General features: G+C 34.6%; 23 protein-coding genes. 15 read left to right on the top strand and 8 right to left on the bottom strand.

What is annotated here, in order from left to right; all coding sequences use genetic code 11:
* Positions 1-17 precede the first annotated feature (17 nt).
* Complete coding sequence (gene rpmH, locus BLQ19_RS17275) at positions 18-185, bottom strand: 50S ribosomal protein L34 (protein ID WP_013548937.1); 168 nt, start codon at positions 183-185, stop codon at positions 18-20.
* 195 nt (positions 186-380) lie between these two features.
* Between rpmH and BLQ19_RS17270 the strand changes: the two genes are divergently transcribed.
* On the top strand, positions 381-896 hold the full coding sequence (locus BLQ19_RS17270; RefSeq protein WP_074539173.1) for a hypothetical protein: 516 nt from the start codon (positions 381-383) through the stop codon (positions 894-896).
* A gap of 76 nt (positions 897-972) precedes the next feature.
* Here the strand turns inward: BLQ19_RS17270 and BLQ19_RS17265 are convergent, their stop codons facing one another.
* Both BLQ19_RS17265 and BLQ19_RS17260 read right to left on the bottom strand, forming a co-directional pair.
* Positions 973-1,920, bottom strand: a complete 948-nt coding sequence (locus BLQ19_RS17265) for a lytic transglycosylase domain-containing protein (protein ID WP_024479828.1) — start codon at positions 1,918-1,920, stop codon at positions 973-975.
* A 29-nt stretch (positions 1,921-1,949) separates the two neighbouring features.
* Entirely contained in the window at positions 1,950-2,627 is a 678-nt protein-coding gene (locus BLQ19_RS17260; RefSeq protein ID WP_029448440.1) for an alpha/beta hydrolase, read from the bottom strand.
* 168 nt (positions 2,628-2,795) lie between these two features.
* On the opposite strand from BLQ19_RS17260, the gene BLQ19_RS17255 reads away from it, so the two are divergent.
* Positions 2,796-3,092 (top strand): GNAT family N-acetyltransferase, encoded by a 297-nt coding sequence (locus tag BLQ19_RS17255; protein WP_024479826.1) that lies wholly within the window; start codon positions 2,796-2,798, stop codon positions 3,090-3,092.
* Positions 3,093-3,125: 33 nt separating this feature from the next.
* On the opposite strand, the gene mtaB is transcribed toward BLQ19_RS17255, so the two are convergent.
* From mtaB to BLQ19_RS17240, 3 genes are all read right to left on the bottom strand, one after another.
* The gene (gene mtaB, locus BLQ19_RS17250; RefSeq protein WP_024479825.1) at positions 3,126-4,454 is read right to left on the bottom strand and encodes a tRNA (N(6)-L-threonylcarbamoyladenosine(37)-C(2))-methylthiotransferase MtaB; all 1,329 of its coding nucleotides are present in this window, start codon (positions 4,452-4,454) and stop codon (positions 3,126-3,128) included.
* A gap of 3 nt (positions 4,455-4,457) precedes the next feature.
* The gene (locus BLQ19_RS17245; RefSeq protein WP_029445732.1) at positions 4,458-5,633 is read right to left on the bottom strand and encodes a GlmU family protein; all 1,176 of its coding nucleotides are present in this window, start codon (positions 5,631-5,633) and stop codon (positions 4,458-4,460) included.
* An 88-nt stretch (positions 5,634-5,721) separates the two neighbouring features.
* The gene (locus BLQ19_RS17240) at positions 5,722-5,973 is read right to left on the bottom strand and encodes a type B 50S ribosomal protein L31 (RefSeq protein ID WP_024479823.1); all 252 of its coding nucleotides are present in this window, start codon (positions 5,971-5,973) and stop codon (positions 5,722-5,724) included.
* A gap of 166 nt (positions 5,974-6,139) precedes the next feature.
* Between BLQ19_RS17240 and BLQ19_RS17235 the strand changes: the two genes are divergently transcribed.
* The 9 genes from BLQ19_RS17235 to BLQ19_RS17195 all read left to right on the top strand — a co-directional run bounded on the left by BLQ19_RS17235 (position 6,140) and on the right by BLQ19_RS17195 (position 14,145).
* Entirely contained in the window at positions 6,140-6,646 is a 507-nt protein-coding gene (locus BLQ19_RS17235; RefSeq protein WP_162147796.1) for a DUF4199 family protein, read from the top strand.
* Between the two features lie 31 nt (positions 6,647-6,677).
* Complete coding sequence (locus BLQ19_RS17230; RefSeq protein WP_074539172.1) at positions 6,678-7,184, top strand: DUF4199 domain-containing protein; 507 nt, start codon at positions 6,678-6,680, stop codon at positions 7,182-7,184.
* A gap of 92 nt (positions 7,185-7,276) precedes the next feature.
* Positions 7,277-7,798 (top strand): DUF4199 domain-containing protein, encoded by a 522-nt coding sequence (locus BLQ19_RS17225; RefSeq protein ID WP_024479820.1) that lies wholly within the window; start codon positions 7,277-7,279, stop codon positions 7,796-7,798.
* Positions 7,799-7,832: 34 nt separating this feature from the next.
* A complete protein-coding gene (locus tag BLQ19_RS17220) occupies positions 7,833-8,804 on the top strand; it encodes a glycosyltransferase family 2 protein (protein ID WP_024479819.1) in 972 nt (323 codons plus the stop codon).
* Between the two features lie 30 nt (positions 8,805-8,834).
* A complete protein-coding gene (locus tag BLQ19_RS17215; protein WP_024479818.1) occupies positions 8,835-10,544 on the top strand; it encodes a phospho-sugar mutase in 1,710 nt (569 codons plus the stop codon).
* Positions 10,544-12,367 (top strand): ABC transporter ATP-binding protein, encoded by a 1,824-nt coding sequence (locus BLQ19_RS17210; RefSeq protein ID WP_024479817.1) that lies wholly within the window; start codon positions 10,544-10,546, stop codon positions 12,365-12,367. Before BLQ19_RS17215 ends, BLQ19_RS17210 begins: the two co-directional genes overlap by 1 nt.
* 250 nt (positions 12,368-12,617) lie before the next feature.
* The gene (locus BLQ19_RS17205; RefSeq protein ID WP_025614414.1) at positions 12,618-13,160 is read left to right on the top strand and encodes an RNA polymerase sigma factor; all 543 of its coding nucleotides are present in this window, start codon (positions 12,618-12,620) and stop codon (positions 13,158-13,160) included.
* A gap of 33 nt (positions 13,161-13,193) precedes the next feature.
* Positions 13,194-13,700 (top strand): hypothetical protein, encoded by a 507-nt coding sequence (locus BLQ19_RS17200; protein WP_074539171.1) that lies wholly within the window; start codon positions 13,194-13,196, stop codon positions 13,698-13,700.
* A complete protein-coding gene (locus BLQ19_RS17195; RefSeq protein ID WP_024479814.1) occupies positions 13,693-14,145 on the top strand; it encodes a hypothetical protein in 453 nt (150 codons plus the stop codon). The genes BLQ19_RS17200 and BLQ19_RS17195 overlap by 8 nt, the downstream gene beginning before the upstream one ends.
* Before the next feature lie 40 nt (positions 14,146-14,185).
* Here the strand turns inward: BLQ19_RS17195 and BLQ19_RS17190 are convergent, their stop codons facing one another.
* Entirely contained in the window at positions 14,186-15,214 is a 1,029-nt protein-coding gene (locus BLQ19_RS17190; protein WP_074539206.1) for a WD40/YVTN/BNR-like repeat-containing protein, read from the bottom strand.
* 164 nt (positions 15,215-15,378) lie between these two features.
* Here BLQ19_RS17190 and BLQ19_RS17185 point away from each other — a divergent pair, with 164 nt between their 5' ends.
* Positions 15,379-16,605, top strand: coding sequence for an RsmB/NOP family class I SAM-dependent RNA methyltransferase (locus tag BLQ19_RS17185; RefSeq protein ID WP_074539170.1), 1,227 nt, complete (start codon positions 15,379-15,381; stop codon positions 16,603-16,605).
* Between the two features lie 114 nt (positions 16,606-16,719).
* Entirely contained in the window at positions 16,720-20,379 is a 3,660-nt protein-coding gene (purL, locus tag BLQ19_RS17180) for a phosphoribosylformylglycinamidine synthase (RefSeq protein ID WP_074539169.1), read from the top strand.
* A gap of 286 nt (positions 20,380-20,665) precedes the next feature.
* Here the strand turns inward: purL and BLQ19_RS17175 are convergent, their stop codons facing one another.
* Complete coding sequence (locus BLQ19_RS17175) at positions 20,666-23,266, bottom strand: T9SS type A sorting domain-containing protein (protein ID WP_074539168.1); 2,601 nt, start codon at positions 23,264-23,266, stop codon at positions 20,666-20,668.
* A 247-nt stretch (positions 23,267-23,513) separates the two neighbouring features.
* On the opposite strand from BLQ19_RS17175, the gene BLQ19_RS17170 reads away from it, so the two are divergent.
* Both BLQ19_RS17170 and BLQ19_RS17165 read left to right on the top strand, forming a co-directional pair.
* Entirely contained in the window at positions 23,514-25,283 is a 1,770-nt protein-coding gene (locus BLQ19_RS17170; RefSeq protein ID WP_074539167.1) for an AMP-dependent synthetase/ligase, read from the top strand.
* Between the two features lie 436 nt (positions 25,284-25,719).
* A complete protein-coding gene (locus BLQ19_RS17165; protein ID WP_029445720.1) occupies positions 25,720-26,172 on the top strand; it encodes a MarR family winged helix-turn-helix transcriptional regulator in 453 nt (150 codons plus the stop codon).
* The last annotated feature ends 9 nt before the right edge of the window (positions 26,173-26,181 follow it).

The following is a 26,181-nucleotide window of genomic DNA, read 5'->3' as shown; positions in this document are numbered from 1 at the left end:
AAATAACAAATGAATCATTATTTTTTATGTCTTGTTTCTGAAGATACAGTTAATTTTTTTCTTCCTTTTGCTCTTCTTCTAGCAATAACTTTTCTTCCATTTACAGACGCCATGCGTTCTCTAAAACCATGTTTATTTCTTCTTTTACGCTTTGATGGCTGATATGTTCTTTTTTGTCCGGGCATCTTATAATATCTTTAGTATCCTTTAATTTTCAATTATTAGTTTTGTCGATGGCTCGTCCAAAACTGGGCGCAAATATACAAAGACTTTTCGCATTGACAAATCTAATTTAAAAAATATTTTAGTTTGTTTTTATTACTTTTGCCAAATTAAAAAATAGAAGTAAAAACTAACTCCTTTTCAAATTTACAAATAACATGTTTAATAAAATTTTTAAATTAATAATTGCCGGATTAATTATAGCCTATGCTATATACCAATTTATTGAAGGTAACATTGGTAATGGTATCTTTTTAATCTTGTTTTCATTAATTTTTATATTCCTTTATTTCAGAAATGAAATTATACTTCTAGCCTTTTTAAGAATGCGAAAGCAAGATTTAGCTGGAACTGAAAAATGGCTTTCTAAAATAAAAAACCCAGAAGCAGCGCTAACACTGAAGCAACAAGGGTATTATAACTATTTACATGGCATCATTTTTTCTCAAACAAACTTAACTACCGCTGAGAAATACTTTAAGAAAGCTTTAAAACTTGGCTTAACAATGAATTACGACGTCGCTATGGCTAAATTAAGCCTTGCGGGTATCTCTATGCAGAAAAGAAGAAAAAGAGAAGCTACAATGCTTCTTAATGAGGCTAAAAAATTAGACAAACAGAATATGCTTTCGGATCAAATAAAAATGATGAAAGAGCAATTGAAGAAAATATAAGCTTCTTAACAACAACCAATAAAAAAGCTTTAGTGGTTCGCTAAAGCTTTTTTATATCTAAATGGTACTTAAATGTCTATTTTGATTCCTTGTAATAGCCCTTATTCGGAATTTCAATAATATATTTCTTTCTAGAATTATTGTTTAAATGCGGCTCACGCAACCAAGGATTATGACGTTTTAATATCTTATAGTTAATCTCATATTGCTTAGCAAAATCTGCAAAGTTTGTCACTGGAACATCTACTTCCACATTGAACGTAGGCACTTGTGTATACATATCCTCTTTAGCAATATCAAAACCATATTTACTAGGGTGCGATAAGATCTCTTTAATAGCTAAAATTCGGAAGACATAACGACCAGTTTCTTGACCTAAAAGCAAATCATAATACGCATTTACATCTTGCGCATTCAAATATTTCTGAATTCCGTAAGATCCCGCGTTGTAAGATGCTGCTGCCAAAGTCCATGTACCAAATTTCTCTTTAGACTTTTTCAAGTAATCACAAGCAACCTCTGTAGCTTTTTCTATATGGTAACGCTCATCTACGTTATCATTCACTTCTAAACCATACTCTCTACCTGTAGTTTTCATAATCTGCCAAAAACCAGAAGCACCTGCAGGAGACTTTACATTCTCTAAGCCGCTTTCTGCTACAGCCAAGTATTTAAAATCATCTGGAATTCCATTTTTAGCCAAAATAGGTTCTATAATTGGAAAGTATTTATTAGCGCGTTTCATTAATAAAAGCGCGTTAGATTGCCAGTAAGTATTAACTAAAAATTCACGATCTACACGCTCCATAATTTCAGGATCTTCAAAAGGAACAGCCTCCCCCGCAAAATTTAGGTCATCTGGAATATCAATAGCAGATATTTTGTATCCTGTTGCTTTTTCTGACACCATTGTTGCATCTTTTGCAATCTGGTTTTCATCTGTAGAATTTTGGACTGCAAAAATAAGTGTACTCACGACACATAGCACTCCCAAAAGCATTAACGTATTTTTTAAAAATTTCATAGCTACCATAGTTTTATACATCAAAGATATTAAATAGAACTTTCGTTTTGCAAAATAATTGTAGGAAGATGCTCATTAAACCATTTATATCTGTGAATTATCATGGTATGAGTCCCATTTTTAACTTTTATGCAATTTTTAATGTTTTCTACAGGAAAAACAGGGTCTTTCTCCCCTTGAATATGAATCAAATTTTTAAGCTCCTCCCCTTCTTTCCAATTTATGATATGATCTATACACCAATCCAAATAATATTTATCCCGTACAGACAGGTACCGCTCATACAACTCCAATCGTTTTACCACTGTTTCGCCAAAAGCATATTTTGCCAGCAACTCTACATTGTTCACAAGCCCTGTAGGAAGCAATTTATGAATCTTGGTATATTTCGCAAACTGCATTCTTTTTGGAAGCTCTGACTGCGCTTTTACGCTTGAAATTATAATAAGCTTTCTCACAGGAATAATTCGTGCTATTTCCTGAACGAGGATACCCCCAAAAGAAACGCCAATGAGCACCGGATTAGGTTCTGTTATTTGTTCACTCATTAGTTTTGCATAGGCTACTAGAGAAATTCCTTTTTCTGGAGCAAACCATTCTAACCTATGAACGGTAAATAACTCTTCAGGCAATTTGATATGCTCAAAAATTAAAGAAGAAGCAGCCATACCTGGCATAAAATAAACGGGGATTTTTATTTGTGTCATAGGAAAGTAAACTATCAGAAAACTAGGAAATTAGCAAAAAAATAAGTACTTTTATGCTCTTGCTAATTTTTATATTAAACATTTATTTTTACATCTTACCACCAATCAACCTTTACAACTTTGAGAACCTTGTATGGGTTAATTTTAATGAACTAAAATCAAAACTATATGAATGAAGTAAACATTACAGACAATAGTTTCTTACGTCAATTTGAAACAACGGTTAATGGGCACTTAGCAAAGATTGAATATTCTGCTCAGGAAAGAAAGATTTTCTTAACTAAATTGATAATCCCTGAAACTGTTACTCAAGAAGGCTTTAAAGAACAATTCATCGAAGCTGTATTAAACGTAATTCAAGAAAGAAATTTACGAGTAGTACCTACAAGTCCGCAAATTGCTGGATTTCTAAGAAAAAATAGCAGGAAATATAAAGATATGCTGCCCGTCGGTATTCGCATCTAATCCTAAAAAAACCGCTCCAAAAGAGCGGTTTTTTTATGCTTCTATTTTTTCTGACACAAAATCAAACCGAACCAAACCGTCCTCGTCAATAGTGGTAAGCGTAACTTGCTTTAACTGATTGACCAATTCTGGATTCCACGGTGATTTTACCTTAACATAATTCTCTGTAAAACCATGGATATACCCTTCCTTATTCTCTCCTTCAAAGAGAACGGTACGGGTAGTTCCGAGCTGACTTTCATAAAAAGCTCTTCTCTTTTTAGCAGATAAGCCCCGTAACATCTTACTACGTTTACTACGCACATTTTTAGAGACCACTCCATTCATTTCTGCAGCAACAGTATTATCACGTTCTGAATAGGTAAATACATGCAAGTAAGAGATGTCCAACGTATTTAAGAAATGGTAGGTTTCTAAGAACAGCTCATCGGTTTCTCCTGGAAAACCAACTATAACATCCACACCAACACAAGCGTGCGGCATAACCTCTTTAATACGCGTAACACGGTCTACATATAAACCACTCAAATACCTACGACGCATTAATTTCAAGATTTCATCACTCCCACTTTGAAGCGGAATATGAAAGTGTGGCACAAAAGAATTACTCTTAGCCACAAAATCTATAGTTTTATTTTTCAACAAATTAGGTTCTATACTAGAAATCCTTAACCTATGGATTCCCTCAATAGCATCTAAAGCTTCTACCAAATCATAAAAAGTATGTTCGTGTTTCTTATTCCCGAACTCCCCTTTACCATAATCACCAATATTTACACCGGTAAGTACAATTTCTTTAATGTCTTGCGCCGCAATTTCTTTTGCATTTTTAAGCACATTCTGCAAAGTATCACTACGCGAAATTCCACGAGCTAAAGGAATAGTGCAATAGGTGCACTTGTAATCACAACCATCTTGCACTTTTAAAAAAGCGCGGGTTCTATCGCCAATAGCATAGCTCCCTACATAAAAATCTGCCTCAACAATTTCACAAGAATGCACTTCTCCAAAATCATTTTTAGACAAATCGTTTATATAATCTGTAATTTTAAATTTTTCGGTAGCTCCTAAAACCAAATCTACACCGTGCACAGACGCTAATTCTTCTGGTTTTAATTGCGCGTAACAACCAATAGCCGCAACGAAAGCATCTGGATTTACTTTTTGCGCTTGTTTTACAATACTTTTAAAACGTTTATCTGCATTTTCTGTAACAGAACATGTATTTATAACGTACATATCTGCATGTTCAGAAAAATCTACACGATCAAAACCTTCTTCTTGAAAATCTCTCGCAATTGTAGATGTTTCTGAAAAATTCAATTTACATCCTAAGGTATAAAATGCAACTTTCTTTTTCATCGCTTAGTAATTTCTCCACTTTTTAGTTTCCTCAAAAACATGGGTTAAAATTGCCTCTTCTTTTTCATCAAATTCTATTCCCCTGCGAGACATCACTAATCTTGCAGTTTCAAATGCTTTATTAGGCAAATATTCTGTAAAGCCAGAAGCACCGCCCCAACTATAACTCGGCACAAAATTTCTAGGAAAACCTGCTCCATAAATATTTGTACTTACCCCAACTACAGTTCCTGTATTAAACATGGTATTTATGCCACATTTACTATGATCACCCATCATTAAACCACAAAACTGAAGTCCCGTTTTCGAAAAATCCTCGGTTTCATAATTCCATAATCGGACATGATCGTAATTATTTTTTAGATTAGAATTATTGGTATCTGCTCCTAAATTACACCACTCCCCAATTACCGAGTTCCCTAAATAACCATCATGACCTTTATTAGCATATCCCAACAAAACAGAATTATTAACTTCTCCTCCTATACGAGAATGTGGTCCTACTGTAGTTGCTCCATATATTTTAGCCCCCATCTTCACTATAGCTCCTTCACATAATGCAAAAGCGCCACGTATCATAGCACCTTCCATAACTTCAGCATTAGCACCAATATAAATTGGTCCTGAAGATGCATTTAAGATACTACACTCAACCACAGCACCTTCTTCTAAAAATATGTTCTCAGGATTAATTACTGTATTTGTTTTAGAAATAGGCTGACTTTTACGGTCTTCTGTAATAAAATCAAAATCTTCTTGTATCGCCGCTGCATTCTTAGAAAAAATATCCCATGAATTTTCGATACGTAGTACGTCACCATCAAATTCAATAGCCTCATAGGTAGCTAAATCTACCTCCTCTTGCGACTCTTTAGTATAAAATGCAATAACTTCTTCTCCAAAAAAAATAGCTTGGTTCTCTGACAACTCAGTAACCATAGTCACCAAAGTTTCATTCGGCAAAAAAGACGCATTAATTAACACATTCTCTTCCAACTCTACCATTGGGTATTTTTCCGATAAATATTCCTCAGTAATGGACGTGGTCGTACTTTTTAAATAATTTTCCCACTTTTCACGAATCGTAAAAATCCCAACACGGATATCAGCCACAGGCTTTGTAAAAGTAAAAGGCAAAAGCGCTGTCCGTACGGTACCATCAAAAAGAATGTAATTCATCAGTCAGTAATTTTTTGGTAAAAATAAAAAAAGTCACGTTCCGTTGTTTAACGGAACGTGACTTAATTGCTAAAAGTAGCAAAAAATATTATTTTTCGAACTTCTTGTATTTGTTCTTGAACTTATCAATACGCCCTGCAGTATCCACTAATTTAGCTTTACCAGTATAAAAAGGGTGTGATGTTCTTGAAATTTCTAATTTAATTAAAGGATACTCTACACCTTCAACTTCTAACGTCTCTTTCGTATCTGCAGTAGATTTCGTAATAAAAACATCCTCATTAGACATGTCTTTGAAAGCAACTAATCTATAATTCTGTGGGTGTATATCTTTTTTCATTTTTAAAAAACTTAATAACTTCTATTTTTAGAGAATGCAAATTTATGTTTTTTTCTTAAACCTACAATTATTAATCACTAAAAATTCAATAAAAAATATTCTGAGTGATTCTTTCCCAAGAATTAAAGCCTATTTTTGTGCTATTAAAGTCAAAAATAAGCAAATTTTGGAATCAGATAACTCTAGTGCAATTAAAAAAATAGTTTTACCAATAGCCCTTATATTCGGGGCTGGAAGAATTATCTTCGATTTAATTCCCAAAATAGCAGGCGCCAATAGTAAAGTTTACTACGCTACTTTTTTAGTTGCATTTGTTTTTGAGGTACTAACCATCATTTATATCATAAAAAAGTACAAGAAAAGTCAAAATAACAGCATAAATCTAAAAGAAGCCTTAATTGTTGGTGTTATGTTTATGGTAATAGTGGGTGGTTTATACGCCATTCAATCGTATTTATATGATGTATATATAGATCCAGAGTTTCAAAGAGAGACCGCTTTGGAATGGGCTAATCTCTATGGAAAAAGTGGGGATGTAGAAAAAATGATGAATGAAGGAGACCGTATTCAAGAGACGAGTTCTATTTTTAGCATTATCAGTAGCATTCTTAAATTCTCTTTACTTGGCATTCTAGTTTCTTTTATCGTAGGAACTATAGTAAGAAACCGTTAAAACAAGGACATCCATTTATATATAGCAACATATGAAACCACATCAAATTGAAGCTTTAAAATTTGGAACAAAATACGGCATCATAACTGGAGTTATTGGCATTATTTTTACAGTGGTATTGATTGCTTTAAACATGCTTTATAATCAATCTATAGAAAAGACCCTTAGTGGTTTCGTCGTTTTAATTGTTCCCATAATCACAGCTATCTATATATTTAAAAAGAAAAATAACAGTTTAGCCGTAGAACAAGCCATAGGTGTTGGCGTTATTACCGCTTTGGTTGCGGCAATAGTTACCATTCTTTTTACCTACCTATTAACCAATTTTATCTTAACAGATTTCTGGGATAACTCTGCTGCCATTAACAGAATACAACTCAAAGAACAATACCCAGCAATTACTCCTGAGCAGCTACAAGAGAACATTGCATTAAAGCAAAAAATGTCTTGGATCACCTATCCTTTCATCTTATTATTCAATTTATGCATTGGTTTTGTAGTATCACTCCTTACCGGAATTGCACTAAAAACTAAATAATACTTCGTTAAATTCTTTATTTATCCGTTAATTCTTGTAACATTTTACATTAAACTGATACTAAGTAGTAGAACCACTTTAAGTAAGATGACATGGAAGCTAAGAAACCAACAACAGGAAAATTTGGATTAATTTACGGAACAGCAGCAGCTATAATCGGTATTGTATTTACCTTTATGCTCATGGCTAGCGATTTGCTTTTTGATCCATCGCCCGTAAAATCTATTGTGCAAGCCATCATATTTATCGTCATTGTTATCCTAGCAATTTATAATTTCAAAAAAAATAATGACAACTACTTATCTCTAGGACAATCCTTAGCTATAGGCGCTATAGTAGCTATAGTTGCTTCTATCATCGGTCTTATTTTCATGTATTGCCTCACTACCTTTATAGTTCCTGACTTTTGGGCGCAAAACGCAGAAGCCACTAGAGCTATTATGATTGAAAACAACCCTTCAATATCTCCTGAAGATCTTGAAAACATGCTAGAAATGCAAAGTAAGTTTAATTGGATTATCTATCCTGCTATGTTAGTTATGAATCTTGTCGTAGGATTTTTTACAGCATTAATTACAGGTCTGATATTAAAAAAGACTGAAAATTTATATTAATCCGTACTTTTGAAAAGATTTTCAGAAGTATTGCATGAATTTATCTATTATTATACCTCTTCTTAATGAAGAAGAATCTTTAAAAGAATTACATAATTGGGTTGTTTCCGTCATGGAAAGCAATAACTTCTCCTACGAGATTATTTTCATCGATGATGGTAGTACAGATAACTCATGGCAAGAAATTTCGGCTTTATCAAACACTAATCCTGCTGTAAAAGGAATTAGATTTTTACGTAATTACGGAAAATCACAAGCTTTACATGCAGGTTTTAAAGCGGCGGCTGGTGATGTGATCATTACTATGGATGCCGATTTACAGGATAATCCAGACGAAATTCCGGAATTATATACTGCCATAAAAACAGAAGGATACGATCTTGTTTCTGGATGGAAGAAAAAAAGGTATGACTCAGTTTTAAGTAAAAACATGCCTTCTAAACTTTTTAATTGGGCGGCACGCAAAACTTCAGGGGTAAAACTTCACGATTTTAATTGCGGACTTAAAGCGTTTAACAGCAAAGTGATTAAAAACATTGAGGTTTCTGGAGAAATGCACCGATACATTCCTGTTTTAGCCAAAAACGCAGGCTTTTCTAATATTGGAGAGAAAGTCGTACAACACCAAGCCCGTAAATACGGGAAGACCAAATTTGGCATGGAACGCTTTATTAATGGCTTTCTAGATTTAATTACCATTTGGTTTGTTTCTAAATTCGGAAAACGTCCTATGCATTTATTTGGTGCTTTAGGCGTATTAATGTTTTTTGTAGGTTTTTCTTTTGCCTTATATTTGGGTATTGATAAACTATTTATTCATAGAACAGGAAGATTGATTACAGACCGACCACAATTTTTCATCTCTTTAACCGCTATGATTATTGGTACACAGTTATTTTTGGCTGGTTTTTTAGGAGAAATAATGGTACGATCTAAAACAAATGAAACACGCTATACCGTAGCGGAAGAATTAAACACAACAATTTTAAACGAATATTCTAAATAAATTTACGACACACCCTAAAGCACTATTTTTATGGACAATATACTAAATACAGCCAAAACCTGGTTAACCGATTTCTTTGATGCTGATACTAAAAAAGAAGTTCAAGATTTAATAGATAACAATACCGAAGAACTAAAAGACAGGTTCTATAAGAATATGGAGTTTGGTACTGGCGGTATGCGCGGTGTAATGGGCGCTGGAACAAATAGAATAAACAAATACACTTTAGGAAAAAGTACACAAGGTTTAAGTAATTACTTAAACGAAGTATATAAAGGAGAAGAATTAAAAGTGGTTATTGCTTTTGATTGCCGCCATAATAGTGACACTTTAGCAAAAACAGTGGCTGAAGTATTCTCTGCAAACGGAATTAAAGTATTTTTGTTTTCTGAATTAAGAACTACTCCTGAGCTTTCTTTTGCGGTAAGACATTTAAATTGCCATGCAGGTATTGTACTGACTGCGTCACACAACCCACCTGAATATAATGGGTACAAAGTATACTGGACAGATGGCGGACAAATAGTACCCCCACAAGACGGGAAAATTGTAGCAGAAATTAATTCGCTTTCTTTTGAGGATATTAATTTTAAAGCTAACCCTGACTTAATTGAATTAATAGATAAAGAAGTTGATGAAGCTTTTATTTCAGAATCTGTTGCCAGAGGTAGTTTTAATGCAAAAGGTAAAGACGATTTTAAAATAGTATTCACTTCCTTACACGGAACATCCATCACTGCTATTCCAGAAGTTCTAAAACGCGCTGGATATAAAAACGTGACGATTATAGAAGAGCAAGCTAAACCAGATGGTAATTTCCCAACGGTAAAGTCTCCCAACCCAGAAGAGCCGGAAGCGCTTTCTATGGCGATTAAAAAAGCTACGGAAATTGGAGCTGATATGGTGGTAGGTACCGATCCAGATAGTGATAGATTAGGTATTGCCGTACGTAATCTTGATGGCGAAATGGAAATTTTGAATGGAAACCAGACGATGGTTTTAATGACTAAATTTCTTTTAGAAAAAGCCAAGCAAGAAGGTTTTAAGGGGAACGAATTTGTTGCCTCTACTATTGTTTCCACGCCAATGATGGAAGCGATGTCTAATGCCTATGGTGTAGAATACAAAACTGCATTAACAGGATTTAAGTGGATTGGAAAAATGATTAAAGATTTCCCTAACCAAAACTTTATTGGTGGTGGCGAGGAAAGCTTTGGTTTTATGGTAGGTGATTTTGTTCGCGATAAAGATGCCGTTACTTCTACCCTATTGGCTTGTGAGATTGCTGCAAACGCAAAAGCGAATGGCAGCTCATTCTACAAAGATTTAATTGATTGTTATGTTGATTACGGCTTCTACAAAGAAAAGCTTATTTCTTTAACTAAAAAAGGAATGCAAGGTGCGGAAGAGATCAAGCAGATGATGATTGATTTTAAAGAAAACCCTGTTCTTAGTATTGATGGTTCAAAAGTGATTATCGTTGATGATTACAACACATCAACCTCTAAAAACCTAAATACTGGCGAAATTTCTACTATTGACATTCCTAAATCTAACGTACTAATCTATACCACAGAAGATGGCACCAAAATGGCCGCTAGACCAAGTGGAACTGAACCTAAAATTAAATTTTATTTCAGCATCAATACTTCTTTAGATACAGCCTCGGCATTCAAAGAAGTTAATGCCAAATTAGAAGCTAAAGTTGCTCGTATTTTGAGTGAACTTAAATTGAATTAATGGATAATTACAAAAAGATTCTTCGCTACGCGAAACCTTACCGTAGCTACGGATATTTAAACATATTTTTCAACATTTTATACGCATTGTTCAGCGCGCTATCTTTTGCCGCGCTGATGCCAATGTTAAATGTTTTATTTGATAAAAACGAAGCCTTAACAGTTCCGCCTACCTATACAGGTATCAGCAATGTTAAAGATTATTACATGGATTACATGAATTATCAAGTAACCCAATATGCTGCAGAGGATGAAATGAAAGCCTTAGTATTAGTGATTGGCCTTGTAATTGTATTATTTCTACTAAAGAATTTGGCTAATTATTTTGCCATGTATTTTATTACATTTTTAAGAAACGGCGTTCTCAAAGATGTCCGTAATTCGATGTATAAAAAAATTACAGAGCTTCCTATTTCGTTTTATTCTGAAAAGCGAAAAGGAGATGTTATTGCTCGGATTACTTCCGATGTATTAGAAGTCCAACACTCCTTCTTATCTGTTTTAGAGTTGATTGTTCGTGAGCCTTTAACGATAATTTTCACTATAACGGTAATGTTTTTGATTAGCGGACAACTGACCCTATTTGTTTTTATTTTTATTCCACTTTCTGGTTATGTTATCTCTCTGATTGGGAAGTCCCTAAAAAAGCAATCTGATGACGTGCAACGCGAACAAGGAGAATTTTTATCGGTTGTAGAAGAAACTCTTGGTGGGTTACGGGTTATTAAAGCATTCAATTCAGAATCTCGTTTTTACAAAACTTTCTCAGCATCTACTAATCGATTTTACAATTTCTCAAATAAATTATTAAACCGACAAAATCTAGCATCCCCGTCTGGTGAATTCTTAGGAATCTTAACGATTAGTGTTTTACTATGGTTTGGGGGGAAAATGGTTTTAGTAGACAAAACATTAGATGCACCTTCTTTCATTACCTACATGAGTTTAGCATATGGTGTTTTAACACCGGCTAAAGCAATAAGCAAGGCAATTTACGGGGTTAAAAAAGGAGACGCTGCAGCAGAACGTATTTTAGAAATACTTGAAACAGAAAATCCAATTACCGAAATCACGAATCCAATAGAAAAAAATACGTTCGATACTGGTATAGCACTACAAAATATAAGTTTTAAGTATGATGATGAATATGTACTTAAAAACTTCAACCTGAAGGTACCAAAAGGATCTACGGTGGCATTGGTAGGGCAATCTGGAAGTGGAAAAAGTACTATAGCTAATCTTGTTACGCGCTTTTATGATGTTAATGAAGGAAGCATCAGTATCGACGGAGTCAATATTAAAGAATACTCTAAAGGCTCTTTACGCGGCCTTTTAGGTTTAGTAACACAAGATTCTATTCTTTTTAACGAGACAGTTCGTAATAACATCAGTTTAGGAAAAGAAAATGCTACAGATGAAGAGATAATAGAAGCTGCAAAAATAGCAAATGCTCATGATTTTATTATGGAGTTACCAAAAGGCTATGATACCAACATTGGAGACAGTGGGAATAAATTAAGCGGCGGGCAAAAACAACGTTTGTCTATTGCACGTGCCGTATTAAAAAACCCTCCTATCATGATTCTTGATGAAGCTACTTCTGCTTTAGATACAGAAAGTGAACGTTTGGTGCAAGATGCCTTAGAAAAAATGATGCGTAACCGTACTTCTATTGTTATTGCACACCGTTTATCTACCATTCAAAGTGCAGACAATATTGTGGTATTACAAAAAGGAGAAATTGTAGAGCAAGGTTCACATACCGAACTTTTAGCAATGAATGGCACCTACAAGAAGTTAGTGACCATGCAATCCTTAGGATAATATTTTGTCCATCTATTTTAATAGATGATACAGACGCGTCTGATGTTTATAAATTTCGAATTGATTTTAGCCTGATTTAAAATCAATTCGAAGTATCTAGATACTGATATACAGAAGGCTACAGAACTTTTCTTCACACACCAGAACAATGTAAATTCTCAGTACACTTCATAAATTTTAACAAATTTCTCTATTCCCATTAAACCTTTTTATAAATTTAGAGTCCTACCTACATCTAATGCATTAAAATTTGATAGAAGAAGCACTCTTGGTTAAGCAACTACAGACTGAGGCCACGCAAAAACGGGCTTTTGAATTGTTGGTGAATACCTACAAGGAGAAACTCTATTGGCATATAAGACGGATTGTTTTAGATCATGACGATACCGATGATGTTTTACAGAACACATTTATAAAGGTGTTCAAAAACATTAACGGCTTTAAAGGCGAAAGCAAACTATATTCTTGGATGTATCGGATAGCCACAAACGAAGCACTGTCGTTTCTAAATTCAAAAAGTAAAAAATTGAATATTGGCAATTCTGAAATTCAGGAAAAGATGATTGCTAACTTAGAATCTGATGTTTATTTTGAAGGTGATTATATTCAATTGGCATTGCAAAAAGCTATTGCCACATTACCCGAAAAGCAGAAATTAGTTTTCAACATGAAATATTATCAAGAAATGAAATATGAAGAAATTTCAGATATTCTTGAGACATCGGTAGGAGCCTTGAAAGCATCTTATCATTTAGCAACTAAAAAAATTGAAGCATTTTTAAAAGACGATTAAACCTATTAACAAATTGATAGTCAAACAATAGCAATGAAAAAAACAGGAAATAGTTTCAAGGTTCCAGAAGGTTATTTTGATAACTTCACCAGTAAATTACTCGATAATTTACTTGAAGAAGCAGCTATTACCCCTAAAAATGAAGGGTTTAAAGTTCCAGATGGCTATTTTGAGAATTTCAATAAAGAATTAGAAGCCAAACTTGAAACAAAAGAACCTAAAGTAATCGCTTTAAAATCTTATAAAAAATACTATTACGCTGCAGCATCAATAGCAGCTGCAATTACCATAGCCATTGGTCTAAATTTAAATAAAACTCCGGAATTGAGCTTTGATGATTTAGCCGATGTAGATATTGAAAATTATTTTGACAGTAACGAATCTAGCTTGAGCAGTTATGATATCGCCGAAATTATTCCGGTAGATGAATTGGAAATTTACGATGTTATAGACAACCATTTGAGTGATGAAAATGTAATGGATTATCTAGAAAACAATATTGATGATTTTGATGAATTAAACATAGAAAGCAATGAATAACTTAAAAAATATAATTCCCATACTACTACTTATGCTTACCGTTTCGCTTTCTTTTGGACAACGAAATGGCGATTGGGATAAGATTAGAACGCTTAAAATAGCGTTTATCACTGAACGTTTAGATCTTTCTAGTAAAGAAGCGCAGACCTTTTGGCCTATTTATAATGAATACCAAGCTAAAAGAGAAGACTTGCACGAAAAAGGTCATACTGAAATAAGAAAGAAACTCGATGCTTCTGATAATTTATCCGAAAACGATTCTGCCAAGCTTTTAGATAAATACCTTCAGTTTGAGAAAGAAGAAGAAGAATTAGAGCAAACATACCTAAAGAAAATTCAGAAGGTTATCTCTGCAAAGAAAACTTTATTATTGATTAGATCTGAAGGAGACTTTAAACGAAAATTGATCAAGCAATATCGCGATAAGCATAAAAATAACAAGTAAATATCTTTAAAAACCGTTACTCATCTATGTAGCGGTTTTTTTAGTTGAAAATTAATTTAGACACTCTTCCTTTTCCTGCTGCATACGCCACAGAATCATTTTTAAAACGAAGCGTAAAAAAGCCCTCATCAGATAATTTCTTCCAAGTAGCTCCCATATCACTAGAATAACTTATTCCTGTGAAGCCCACAGCAACTAATCCTTTCCCATCAGAATTTGGTATAAATTGCACACAACTTTTATAATTAGGTTCCACACCGTCGGCTACTAAATTCCATGTTTTCCCACCATCTGTAGTCATCACTTTATTGGCCTTACTGCTTTCCGGCTGTGTATAATCGCCTCCTACAGCAAATCCTAAACGATCATCATAAAAATCTAGAGAATAAATACCCTGCGTAGCTTCTTTATGTAACACTGGAGTTTGGATAACCGACCAAGTATTAGCTTTGTCGTCCGAATAATAAATACGTCCGTGGGTAGTTGCCACCCAGGTTTGATTTCCAATCACTTTAATATTGGTGTTGCTGGCTGCAAAAGCCCCTTCATCCGCTTTTCCTTTAGGTAAGGAAGTACAATCTTGCTTGTGCCAAGTTTTCCCTCCATCTCTGGTTATTATAATTGATAAGCATCCATTACTACTATCGCCAATAGCAATCCCTTCCTGATCATTCCAAAAGGTCATTGCATCATAAAATACATTTTCCCCTTCTTCCTTATACACTAATTCTAGTTTGCCATGATCCCCTGTTTTGTATAATAAAGCGGGCGTTCCAATAGATAATACAAAAACATCGGTTCCTGTATGTGCAATACTTCTAAATTCTGGGCGAATAGAATCATACTGAACATTAGTTCCAAAAACTTTTCCTGTAGTTAAATTTACAGTCCCTACAAATCCCTTATTAGCCGAAAAAGCTAGGGTATTATCTATAAGCTCTATAGCACGTATACTTAAGGAGTCTTCATAAATAGTGTCTACTGTCACGACCGTAAACGGTTTACGGGTTGTTTCTTCATGACAGGAAACTACTAGCAGGGAAATTATAGCAATAAATACGTATTTCATAACACTCAACATTTACAAAAACCAAAAGGTATTGGTTCTTTTTTTCGATTAAGGTCTAATCTAGACCGCGACAATGATAATTTTAATCAAAATTAAAGGGAATCAGTTCTAATACAATACCTTTGCAGCCTTAATTTTTAGTTAAAACAAAAAGATTTAAATAAATGAAGCTACATAGAAATTTGGTGTTTGCTGTTGTGGATGCCTTAAACCTCATTTTTAATGAAGAGGAATATGCTGATAAAGTAGTTCAGAAAGTATTAAAGTTTGATAAGCGTTGGGGTGCTCGCGATAGAGGTTTTATAGCAGAAACTACCTATGAAATTGTACGTTACAAACGTTTGTACATAGAAATTGCAGAAGTAAAAGCACCATTTAGTAGGCCTAATTTATTTAGGGTATTTGCTGTTTGGGCTGTACTGAGAGGTATTGAATTACCCGATTGGAAACAAATAGAAACCGTTCCTACTCGTAAGATTAAAGGACGTTTTGATGAGCTTTCAAAAATTAGAAAATTTAAAGAATCTATTCCAGATTGGATGGATGAAATTGGAGAGAAATCATTAGGTGAAAAACGCTGGACTAAAGAAATAAGCGCCTTAAACCAACAAGCAGATGTAATTTTAAGAGTAAATACTTTAAAAACTACCAAAGAAGCACTTAGAGCTAATTTATTAGAAAACGGTATAGATTGTGAACCTATTGCAGGGTATACAGATGCACTAAAATTAGCAGAACGTGGCAATGTATTTAGAACAGATGCATTTCAAAACGGAATGTTTGAAGTACAAGATGCTTCTTCGCAGCTAGTTGCAGAATTTTTAGATGTAAAACCTGGGCAACGTGTAATAGATACTTGTGCTGGTGCGGGTGGTAAAACCTTGCATATTGCTGCCTTAATGGAAAACAAAGGGCAGTTAATTGCCATGGACATCTACGAAAACAAGCTAAAAGAATTAAAACGTAGAGCAAAGCGAAATGGTGCTTTTAATATAGAGCCTAGAGTTATTGATTCTACCAAAGTAATTAAAAAGCTATATGGTAAGGCTGATCGTATTTTGATTGATGCGCCTTGTACTGGCTTAGGTGTTTTACGTAGAAACCCCGATGCAAAATGGAAGCTACAACCAGAGTTTTTAGAAAAAATAATGGCTACTCAGCAAGAAATTCTTCGTAGTTACAGTAGAATGTTGAAACCAGAAGGGAAAATGGTATATGCTACCTGCTCTATTTTACCGCAAGAGAACAATGAACAGGTAAAAACTTTCTTAGCTTCTGAGGAAGGAAGAGATTTTAGATTGCTAAAAGAAAACAAAATTTACTCCTCTGAAAGTGGGTATGATGGGTTCTATATGGCGCTATTAGAAAAAGTAGCTGAGAAAAAAGCATAAAGTCGATTAAAAAGTAATCAACAATTAAGCTGAAAACTGTTAACTATTCCTGTAAATAATTCAATGAAAAAAATGTAAATTTGTGCTTTCTTAAACGAACAATTTAGACCGCACATGATTCACTTTTTCGGGGAAGTCACCAGTAAAGTTTTTGCAGTACAAACCAAAAACGAACTATCAGAAGAAAATATTTCAAAATTATCGTGGTTGTTTGGCAACCAACCTAAAATAAATACGGCGTCTCTTGACGCCTTTTTTGTTGGCCCACGGGCAGCGATGATCACACCTTGGAGCACCAATGCCACAGAGATTACTCAGAATATGGGTATCGAAGGTATTATTAGAATTGAGGAGTTTTCTGCTTCGAATGAAACAGATAACGGCTTTGATCCAATGCTCTTACAGAAGTACAAGGCATTGGATCAAGCTATATTTACGATAGCGATTGCTCCTGAAGCGGTATTAAATATTCAAGATATTGCCGCTTTCAATCAAAAAGAGGGTTTAGCCTTAAGTGATGAAGAAGTAGGCTATCTAGAAACACTCGCTAAAAAGTTAGGCCGTAAACTTACGGATTCTGAAGTTTTTGGCTTTAGCCAAGTAAACTCAGAACATTGTCGTCATAAAATTTTCAATGGTACTTTTGTCATTGACGGAAAAGAAAAGCCGTCTTCTCTTTTCAAATTAATTAAAAAGACTTCTAAAGAAAATCCTGGAACCATAGTATCTGCTTATAAAGATAATGTAGCCTTTGTCTCGGGCCCTAAAGTGGTACAATTTGCTCCAAAAAGTGCCGATAAACCAGATTTCTACGAAGAAAAAGATTTTGATTCCGTTATTTCATTAAAAGCAGAGACACATAACTTCCCTACCACTGTAGAGCCATTTAACGGCGCAGCTACGGGAGCTGGAGGCGAAATTAGAGACCGACTAGCAGGCGGTAAAGGTTCTTTACCTTTAGCAGGAACTGCGGTATACATGACTGCTTATTCTAGACTAGAAGAAAACAGACCATGGGAAAAAGGGATGCCTGAGCGTGAATGGTTGTACCAAACCCCTATGGATATCTTAATAAAAGCATCTAATGGCGCGTCTGATTTTGGAAACAAATTTGGACAACCGCTAATTACAGGTTCGGTGTTAACCTTTGAACACACAGAAGATGATCGTCGTTTAGCCTATGACAAAGTAATTATGCAAGCAGGTGGTATCGGCTACGGAAAAGCAGAACAAGCAATAAAAGACAAGCCGGAGACTGGAGATAAAATTGTAATCCTTGGTGGTGACAATTACCGTATTGGGATGGGTGGCGCTGCTGTATCTAGTGCAGATACGGGAGAATTTAGTGCTTCCATAGAATTAAATGCTATACAACGTTCCAATCCTGAAATGCAGAAACGTGCCGCTAACGCTGTTCGTGGCATGGTAGAGAGTGATGTGAATACCATTGTTTCTATTCACGATCATGGAGCAGGCGGACATCTAAATTGCTTATCAGAATTAGTAGAAGAAACGGGTGGTAAGATAGATTTAGATAAATTACCTATAGGCGACCCTACCTTATCGGCTAAAGAAATTATAGGGAACGAATCTCAAGAACGTATGGGATTAGTTATTGGCAAAAAAGATGTAGATCTCCTAGCGCGTATTGCAGAACGCGAGCGTTCTCCTATGTATGAAGTAGGAGAAGTAACTGGTGATAATCGGTTTACTTTCGAATCTAAAACTACAGGTGAAAAACCTATGGATTTAGCCTTGGAAGATATGTTTGGCAGCTCCCCAAAGACGGTAATGACCGATAAAACAATCCCTAGAAACTATGATAACGCCCAGTATTCTTTAGAGTTTTTCCATGATTACTTAGATCATGTTTTACAATTAGAAGCGGTAGGATCTAAAGATTGGCTTACCAATAAAGTAGACCGTTGTGTAGGAGGTAAAGTAGCCAAGCAACAATGTGCTGGTCCATTACAATTACCCTTAAACAATTGTGGTGTAATGGCCTTAGATTTTAAAGGTAAAGAAGGTATCGCTACTTCTATTGGCCACTCTCCTATTTCTGGTTTAATAGATCCTGCGGCAGGAAGTAAAAATAGTATTACAGAAGCACTTACAAATCTTGTTTGGGCGCCATTAAAAGATGGCTTGGCCTCTGTTTCGCTATCTGCTAACTGGATGTGGCCTTGTAAAAATGAAGGTGAAGATGCCCGTTTATATGAAGCTGTTCAAGCAATTTCGGATTTCTCTATTGCATTAGGGGTTAATGTACCCACTGGAAAAGATTCTCTTTCCATGAAGCAAAAATATAAAGATGGTGATGTAATTTCTCCAGGTACCGTAATTATATCAGCAGCAGGAAATTGTAACGATATTACGAAAGTAGTAGAACCCGTATTACAAAAAAATGGGGGTGCTATCTACTACATCAACCTATCCAAAGACAACTATAAATTAGGGGGCTCCTCTTTTTCACAAGTATTAAATAAAATTGGTAATGAAGCACCTACGGTTACAGATGCTGAGTACGTAAAAACTGTATTTAATACGCTACAAACATTAATAAAAGCAGATCAAATTACGGCTGGTCATGATGTTGCTTCAGGCGGACTAATTACTACGTTATTAGAATTATGCTTTGCTGATGTTGATTTAGGAGCTACGCTGGACCTCTCTAGTTTAGGTGAAGAAGATACCATAAAATTATTATTCGCTGAGAATGCAGGAGTTGTTTTTCAAGCAAAAGATGATACCATTGAGACCTCATTAAAAGCTGCAGGCATAGATTTTAAAAAGATAGGAACCGTTACTCACGAGAGTACCTTAACCATTAAAAATGGAGGTATGGAAATGGGATTAAACATTGTTTCCTTAAGAGATACTTGGTTTAAAACTTCTTATTTATTAGATAATAAACAAACGGCAAATGGCTTAGCTAAAGACCGGTTTGATAATTACAAGAATCAAGCTTTAGACTATGTCTTCCCAGTTGGTTTTGAAGGTAAATTACCTAAAATTGAAGGAAAACGACCGAAAGCGGCAATTTTAAGAGAAAAAGGAAGTAATTCTGAACGAGAAATGGCTAACGCAATGTACTTAGCTGGTTTTGATGTAAAGGATGTACATATGACCGATTTAATCTCTGGTCGTGAGAATCTAGAAGACATACAGTTTATTGGTGCTGTTGGTGGCTTCTCTAATTCAGATGTTTTAGGAAGTGCCAAAGGATGGGCAGGAGCTTTTAAATACAATGAGAAAGCAAATACTGCGCTAAAGAATTTCTTTGCAAGACCAGACACATTATCGGTAGGTATTTGCAATGGTTGTCAGCTATTCATGGAACTAGATTTAATTAATCCGGAACATCATACCCATGGAAAAATGACGCATAATGATTCTAACAAACACGAAAGCAACTTTACTTCTGTAGAAATTCAGAAAAACAATTCTGTAATGCTTTCCTCTCTTGAAGGTTTAAAATTAGGTGTATGGATTTCTCATGGTGAAGGTAAATTTAATCTACCGCTTTCTGAGTCTGATTATGCTATTGTAGCTAAATATGGTTATCAGGGCTATCCTGCAAACCCAAATGGTAGTGATTTTAATACCGCTATGCTTTGTGATAAAACAGGAAGACACTTGGTTACGATGCCACATATTGAACGTTCCACATTTCCTTGGAACTGGGCACATTACCCATCCTATAGAAAAGATGAAGTAACGCCTTGGCTACAAGCTTTTATAAATGCTAGAGTTTGGATTGAAACACAAGAATAATAAACTTCATTTAGAATATAAAAAAAGACCACTTTTCGCAAAGTGGTCTTTTTTATTTTGAATTAGCATTAAGGTTAGTTTCAAAATACTATTTAAAGTGAGAAGCTGTAGCTGCATTAATTTCACTTTCTACAGCAAATATTCCGTTTTTAGTACTTAAAGATTTTAATGCCATATGGAATCTATTAATATGAGGTTGGTTAGTAGTTTGATTTTATTTGCAATAAAAAAGACCATCTAAAATTAAATGGCCTTTCTATTCATAGCAATTAATTATCAATCAATATCATTTAACAACAATCTTTCCGCTCCATATCTGATCTTTACTCGCTAACTTGTAAAAATAAATTCCAGGACTCAAGTCTTTACGAGGTATTGTAATTTCGTTCTTTCCGACTACACTTGTTCCTTCTTGCGAATGGTTATTTAATAAAATTCCATTTAGAGAAAATAACTCCAACGTATAGGTATCATCTGTTCTTGAAGTATAATATAAGGTAGTTGAAGCTTCTACTGGGTTAGGATATATTAAAGCTTTTGTGCTCGTTTCTTCCTCCACGATAATTTCTTCTTCTATAGCAGATCTATTATTAAAATCGATCTCGGATACTGTCATTTCTTTTTCCTGAACACTTCCATCCGTAGAATGCATATTAAAAAGTACCACTTTTAAGTTTGAAAAATCTCCTATACTATTTTCTTCATTTTTAAAATCTGAAGCAAGAATCGTAAACATTTTATCTTCATCACTTAGCAGAAGTTCTGTGGTGTAAAAAGCGCCATCACCTTTTAATATTTTAACTTCTAAAGTTCCTGTTCCAGAGGCATTAAAAGATAATTTCTCATAAGCAGACAAATCTACTGCTTGAAAACGTGGTGTTAATGCACGATAAACACCTAAATAATTGGCAGTCGTTCCTTTAGCATGAACATTCCGTTCTATCCTATATCCACTATGTGCATAGCTAGTTTCATTCTGCTGCACATCATACACAGTTACGGTGGTATTGTCAGAAGATTCATCTAAGCCCCAAGGTGCATCTGCAACAAAAAGATCATCTGGTGTATCGCCTTGCGCATTTTGTATTCTAAATCCAAAATCAAACAATGCTCCTGTTTCTACCGTAATACTTTCTACCCTTGAAGTAATAGTTGTCGCTAAGTTCAAGTTATCTGTACCACTAGTTTCTGTCTTTTTCATTCCACCATCCATAGTAATAGACGTACTATTATTATTGTTGGTAAGCTGTAAGTTTATAGCACCATTAGCATAACTAGCGCTTCTTACAAAAACCGGAGGTGGTGTAGACCCTTTATAATCGATAATTACGCTATTAGCCTCCAAAAGGTTTAGTATTTCATCTCCTAACTTCAGTAAATCGTCAACCGAATTAGACCATATTTGAAAATTATAATAAGCTGTATTCTTTTCATAAGCATCAATATTCCAATGAGATTCTACTACAAATTCATCATTCTCGTTAACTCTTGCAGAAAATGTCAAAGCAAATTCTATACTGCCGTCTGCTTGTTTAATAATTGACTTAATAAAATCTTTTTCTCGTAATTGAATCGTAGACACCGATAACAATTGGGCGCCTAGAAAACGATCACATATAAACTTACTGTGTTCATACACATTATCATCCGTTTTTATCACCATTAAAGCACTAACGGTTTCGCTCTCTTTTAAATAATCAACAGAGAAAATATCAGAGGCATTCGTAAGCGCTAATAAATCTGCTGGCGAAGATTCTATCGTAGAAGTCTCCCCTACAATACCTAAAGGCACCAACGTATTTAATGGAATTTCTTTACTGGTATAGGCTCCTTTTCTTTTATAATTAAATCCTTTCTTTATGGTTTTAGCGGTGGTTTTATCAAACTTATAATTAGCTGTTGCTCGATTAAAGTTTCGCTGATTTATTAAACTAGAGAGTCTGTCATTACTTTCTAATCCTCCATCATTACCTCCTGATGTTGTTGTAATGGTAGGGCAAGAACTTATTCCTGAACAAGAAGGATCATCACAATCTACCAATCCATCACCATCATCATCTACTCCATTTATACAATCTTCTTGCGGTACAGGTGCTGTAGGACAACGTGCACCATCATTACTTGCACTCGCCGGACCAAAGGCAAATATATTAGACACCATAGCACCGTTAGAAATAGTATGTACATTGTTTATTTTATACACAGAGCCCGTTTGATTGGCAGAGATATAGAAATTACCATCTACATCAAAATATACCGCTCCATAGGTATAGTCAAATCCTGAAAGTATAGGCACAATGCCCAAGTCTTCCACGTCTCCTGTAGCTACAGAAATTCTATACAAAATATTGGACCCTTTTTCAACCGCATATAATTTGTTATCCACTGCATTAAAGGCCCAATCATGTATACTAATATTTTTATTTAAAGTAAAAGAACCAAGATATTCTAAGTACGTTTCAGAAGCTGGATTTAAATCTATCCCATAAAAAGTACTACCTCCTGCTTTGAAATAATAAATCCCATCAATACTAATATCTCCTACATACTTATTTTTAGTGTCTGGTAATTCTGGAATCTCAAAAATTTCTGGTATAAAATCTTTTCCGATACGGACAATTGATTTAGCTGGTGAGGATAAATATCCCCAAATATAACCATCAGCAGAATTATATGCCGCCGCATTAATACTACCTGGTGTAATGTCTTCAGCTACAATATAAGATCCGCCCGAAGCTAAATCTACCGCATAGATATCGTTATACTGAAATAAATACGCATTAAAATCACATTCAAAAGGTTCTGATTGCGCTTTTAAAAAGGTGAAATTACAGAGGACTACTAGGATAAAAATAGCATAATTAAGATTGGAGTAGTTTTTTTTCATCGATTTTAGTTTTAGTACTGATTAAAACAAAAATACGAAATAATCGAAGGATTTTTCCTACATTTGGTTTAACAGTACTTATAACTAGTTAAATTGCAGTTTATTGTAGATGACTGGAAAAATTAATTTTACCAGAAGCTTAAAATCATTTTAACGAATTTGATGACAGAAACGTTAATATTTATGTGATTCTCAGTTTTAAAGTCGGTTTTTTTCTTATTTTGCAATACAAATTCAGATTAAACCTATGCAAAACATAACCCGACTCTTTGATTTTCCTTATTATCAGCTAGAAAAATACAACCTTGAAAAGGCACTAGTTACTAAAACTGATGGGAAATGGGTTGCGACATCAACAGAAGAGTATTTAGACAAAGCCAATACGATAAGTAGAGCTTTATTACGTTTAGGCGTAAAAACTAATGACAAAATTGCTCTTATATCTTCCTCGAATAGGACCGAGTGGAATATTATGGATATTGGTATACTCCAATTAGGAGCGCAAAATGTTCCTATATACCCAACAATATCGGAAGAAGATTATGCGTATGTTTTAAATCATTCGGAGGCAAGCTACTGTTTTGTTTCTTGCTCAGAAGTGTATGAAAAAATTAAAGCGATTAGACATGAGGTGCCTAACTTAATTGATGTCTTCTCTTTTGACACGCTAGGTGACTGCAAAAATTGGTCAGAAGTTTTAGATTTAGGAAAAGATACTTCGAATCAAAATGAAGTAGATGATTTAAAAAATGCGGTTAAAACCACAGATTTAGCTACTTTAATATACACTTCTGGTACCACAGGAAGACCAAAAGGTGTTATGCTTTCTCATGAGAACATTGTAAGCAATGCGCTTGGAAGTTTTCAACGGATTCCAATAGAAGTAGGAGCATCAAGAGCCTTAAGCTTTTTACCTTTATGCCATGTGTATGAGCGCATGCTTATTTATTTATACCAATATTGTGGCTGTGCTATTTACTACGCTCCTATTGATCAAATAAGTGAATATGCTCAGGAAGTAAAACCACATGTCATGACTGCGGTGCCTAGGTTGTTAGAAAAAGTATATGACAAAATTATTGCCAAAGGAACTGACTTAACAGGTATTAAGAAAAAATTATTCTTTTGGGCAGTGGATATAGGCTTACAATATGAGCCTTATGCGCAAAATGGCTGGTGGTACGAACAAAAACTGAGCTTAGCGCGTAAATTAATTTTCAGCAAATGGAAAGCTGCCCTTGGTGGGGAGCTGTCTGTAATGGCTTCTGGTAGTGCTGCACTACAACCTAGATTAGCGCGCATCTTTAATGCTGCAGATTTTGGTGTGATGGAAGGCTACGGCTTAACAGAGACATCACCAGTAGTTTCGGTTAATGATATGCGTAATGGCGGTTTTAAAATAGGTACTGTTGGAAAACCAATTGACAGAACTGAAGTTAAGATCGAAAGTGATGGTGAAATTTGTATTAAAGGGCCACAAGTAATGCTAGGGTACTTTAAAGATGATGCAAAAACTAAAGAAGTAATCATTAATGGCTATTTCCATACCGGAGATATTGGAGAGATCGATGCTGAAGGATTTTTAAAAATCACTGATCGTAAAAAAGAAATGTTTAAAACATCTGGCGGTAAATATGTAGCGCCTCAATTGTTAGAAAACAGATTTAAGCAATCTAGATTTATAGACCAAATTATGGTGATTGGAGAAGGTGAGAAAATGCCTGCCGCATTTATTCAACCCGATTTTGATTTTGTTAAAAATTGGGCTAAGATTCACAATGTCACCATCACAAGTAATGAAGACCTTGTTAAAAATGAAAAGGTTATTGCTAGAATTCAAGAAGAAGTAGATGATGCCAATACAAACTTTGCAAAATGGGAAACGGTGAAACAATTCCGATTAACACCAGATGCATGGAGTGTTGAAAATGGACATCTGACCCCTACCCTAAAATTACGTCGTAAGATTGTAAAAGAGAAATACGTAGAATTATACAATGACATTTTCGGACATTAACCATTTTTATAAGTTCTAAAATAACAATGCCAATACGATACGCAGTTAAAACGCAGATTGTATTGGCATTTTTATTTTTACCCTTCATTCTACAACCAAGCTACCTTATTACACTTTTTAGAACCTATACTAAAACCTAGATAGTAAAATTTTTATTTCCCTACCACTCCATCATAAATTTATTTTTTTTGCAAAAATACAGGCTCAACGGACCCAATGCATTCTAAACCTACCACCCTGTTGTTATGAGTAGAAAATTTCTTACAAAAACCAACTTGCTTTTATAATTAATTAGTCTACAGTACGTTAAAACCTTAGTGTAATACATTATCTTAGATTGTAGTTTAAAGAATTAACAATCAACATCAAAAAATTTCCACAAATTTATTATGCATGCATAATAAATTTTACTATATTTGAGTTCTATAAATAATGTATGAAGGAGCTTACAATAGATTATGCTTTAAGAGCCACTTGGCAAGCAGTTGCCAGAATGTATAACGAAGAGGCTAAAAATTTTGAGACCACCATGGCGGTAGGTTTCACTTTATTAAGTATTGATCCAAAAACAGGCACCCCTTCTACTGCACTAGGTCCTAAAATGGGCATGGAAGCAACGAGCCTTTCTAGAATACTAAAAAGTATGGAAGAAAAAGGCTTGATTATTAGAAAACCAAATCCTAATGATGGAAGAGGTGTTTTAATTCACCTAACACCATTTGGCCTAGAAAAAAGAGTGGATTCAAAAAATGTTGTACTTCGTTTTAATGAAGTAGTTAAAGACAACGTTCAGGAAGATCACTTAAATGGTTTTTTTGAAGTTATGGATACCATTAATAAGTTGGTTATAGATAAGAAAATTTACACTAAAGATTCAAAAACAATTTAATCGTAATGA

The organism is Cellulophaga baltica (assembly GCF_900102165.1).
Lineage (GTDB): Bacteria > Bacteroidota > Bacteroidia > Flavobacteriales > Flavobacteriaceae > Cellulophaga > Cellulophaga baltica.
The sequence above is the reverse complement of the archived record's forward strand: the minus strand, read 5'-3'. Positions and strand labels throughout refer to the sequence as shown.

Excerpts from the sequence above, each read along its gene's own strand:
- BLQ19_RS17225 (WP_024479820.1), top strand. The coding sequence starts at position 7,277 with ATGGAAGCTAAGAAACCAACAACAGGAAAATTTGGATTAATTTACGGA.
- purL (WP_074539169.1), top strand. The coding sequence starts at position 16,720 with ATGATTCACTTTTTCGGGGAAGTCACCAGTAAAGTTTTTGCAGTACAA.
- BLQ19_RS17270 (WP_074539173.1), top strand. The coding sequence starts at position 381 with ATGTTTAATAAAATTTTTAAATTAATAATTGCCGGATTAATTATAGCC.
- mtaB (WP_024479825.1), bottom strand. The coding sequence starts at position 4,454 with ATGAAAAAGAAAGTTGCATTTTATACCTTAGGATGTAAATTGAATTTT.
- BLQ19_RS17195 (WP_024479814.1), top strand. The coding sequence starts at position 13,693 with ATGAATAACTTAAAAAATATAATTCCCATACTACTACTTATGCTTACC.
- BLQ19_RS17220 (WP_024479819.1), top strand. The coding sequence starts at position 7,833 with ATGAATTTATCTATTATTATACCTCTTCTTAATGAAGAAGAATCTTTA.
- BLQ19_RS17185 (WP_074539170.1), top strand. The coding sequence starts at position 15,379 with ATGAAGCTACATAGAAATTTGGTGTTTGCTGTTGTGGATGCCTTAAAC.
- BLQ19_RS17265 (WP_024479828.1), bottom strand. The coding sequence starts at position 1,920 with ATGAAATTTTTAAAAAATACGTTAATGCTTTTGGGAGTGCTATGTGTC.
- BLQ19_RS17245 (WP_029445732.1), bottom strand. The coding sequence starts at position 5,633 with ATGAATTACATTCTTTTTGATGGTACCGTACGGACAGCGCTTTTGCCT.
- BLQ19_RS17200 (WP_074539171.1), top strand. The coding sequence starts at position 13,194 with ATGAAAAAAACAGGAAATAGTTTCAAGGTTCCAGAAGGTTATTTTGAT.
- BLQ19_RS17255 (WP_024479826.1), top strand. The coding sequence starts at position 2,796 with ATGAATGAAGTAAACATTACAGACAATAGTTTCTTACGTCAATTTGAA.
- BLQ19_RS17170 (WP_074539167.1), top strand. The coding sequence starts at position 23,514 with ATGCAAAACATAACCCGACTCTTTGATTTTCCTTATTATCAGCTAGAA.
- BLQ19_RS17190 (WP_074539206.1), bottom strand. The coding sequence starts at position 15,214 with ATGAAATACGTATTTATTGCTATAATTTCCCTGCTAGTAGTTTCCTGT.
- BLQ19_RS17240 (WP_024479823.1), bottom strand. The coding sequence starts at position 5,973 with ATGAAAAAAGATATACACCCACAGAATTATAGATTAGTTGCTTTCAAA.
- BLQ19_RS17165 (WP_029445720.1), top strand. The coding sequence starts at position 25,720 with ATGAAGGAGCTTACAATAGATTATGCTTTAAGAGCCACTTGGCAAGCA.
- BLQ19_RS17215 (WP_024479818.1), top strand. The coding sequence starts at position 8,835 with ATGGACAATATACTAAATACAGCCAAAACCTGGTTAACCGATTTCTTT.
- rpmH (WP_013548937.1), bottom strand. The coding sequence starts at position 185 with ATGCCCGGACAAAAAAGAACATATCAGCCATCAAAGCGTAAAAGAAGA.
- BLQ19_RS17260 (WP_029448440.1), bottom strand. The coding sequence starts at position 2,627 with ATGACACAAATAAAAATCCCCGTTTATTTTATGCCAGGTATGGCTGCT.
- BLQ19_RS17230 (WP_074539172.1), top strand. The coding sequence starts at position 6,678 with ATGAAACCACATCAAATTGAAGCTTTAAAATTTGGAACAAAATACGGC.
- BLQ19_RS17210 (WP_024479817.1), top strand. The coding sequence starts at position 10,544 with ATGGATAATTACAAAAAGATTCTTCGCTACGCGAAACCTTACCGTAGC.
- BLQ19_RS17175 (WP_074539168.1), bottom strand. The coding sequence starts at position 23,266 with ATGAAAAAAAACTACTCCAATCTTAATTATGCTATTTTTATCCTAGTA.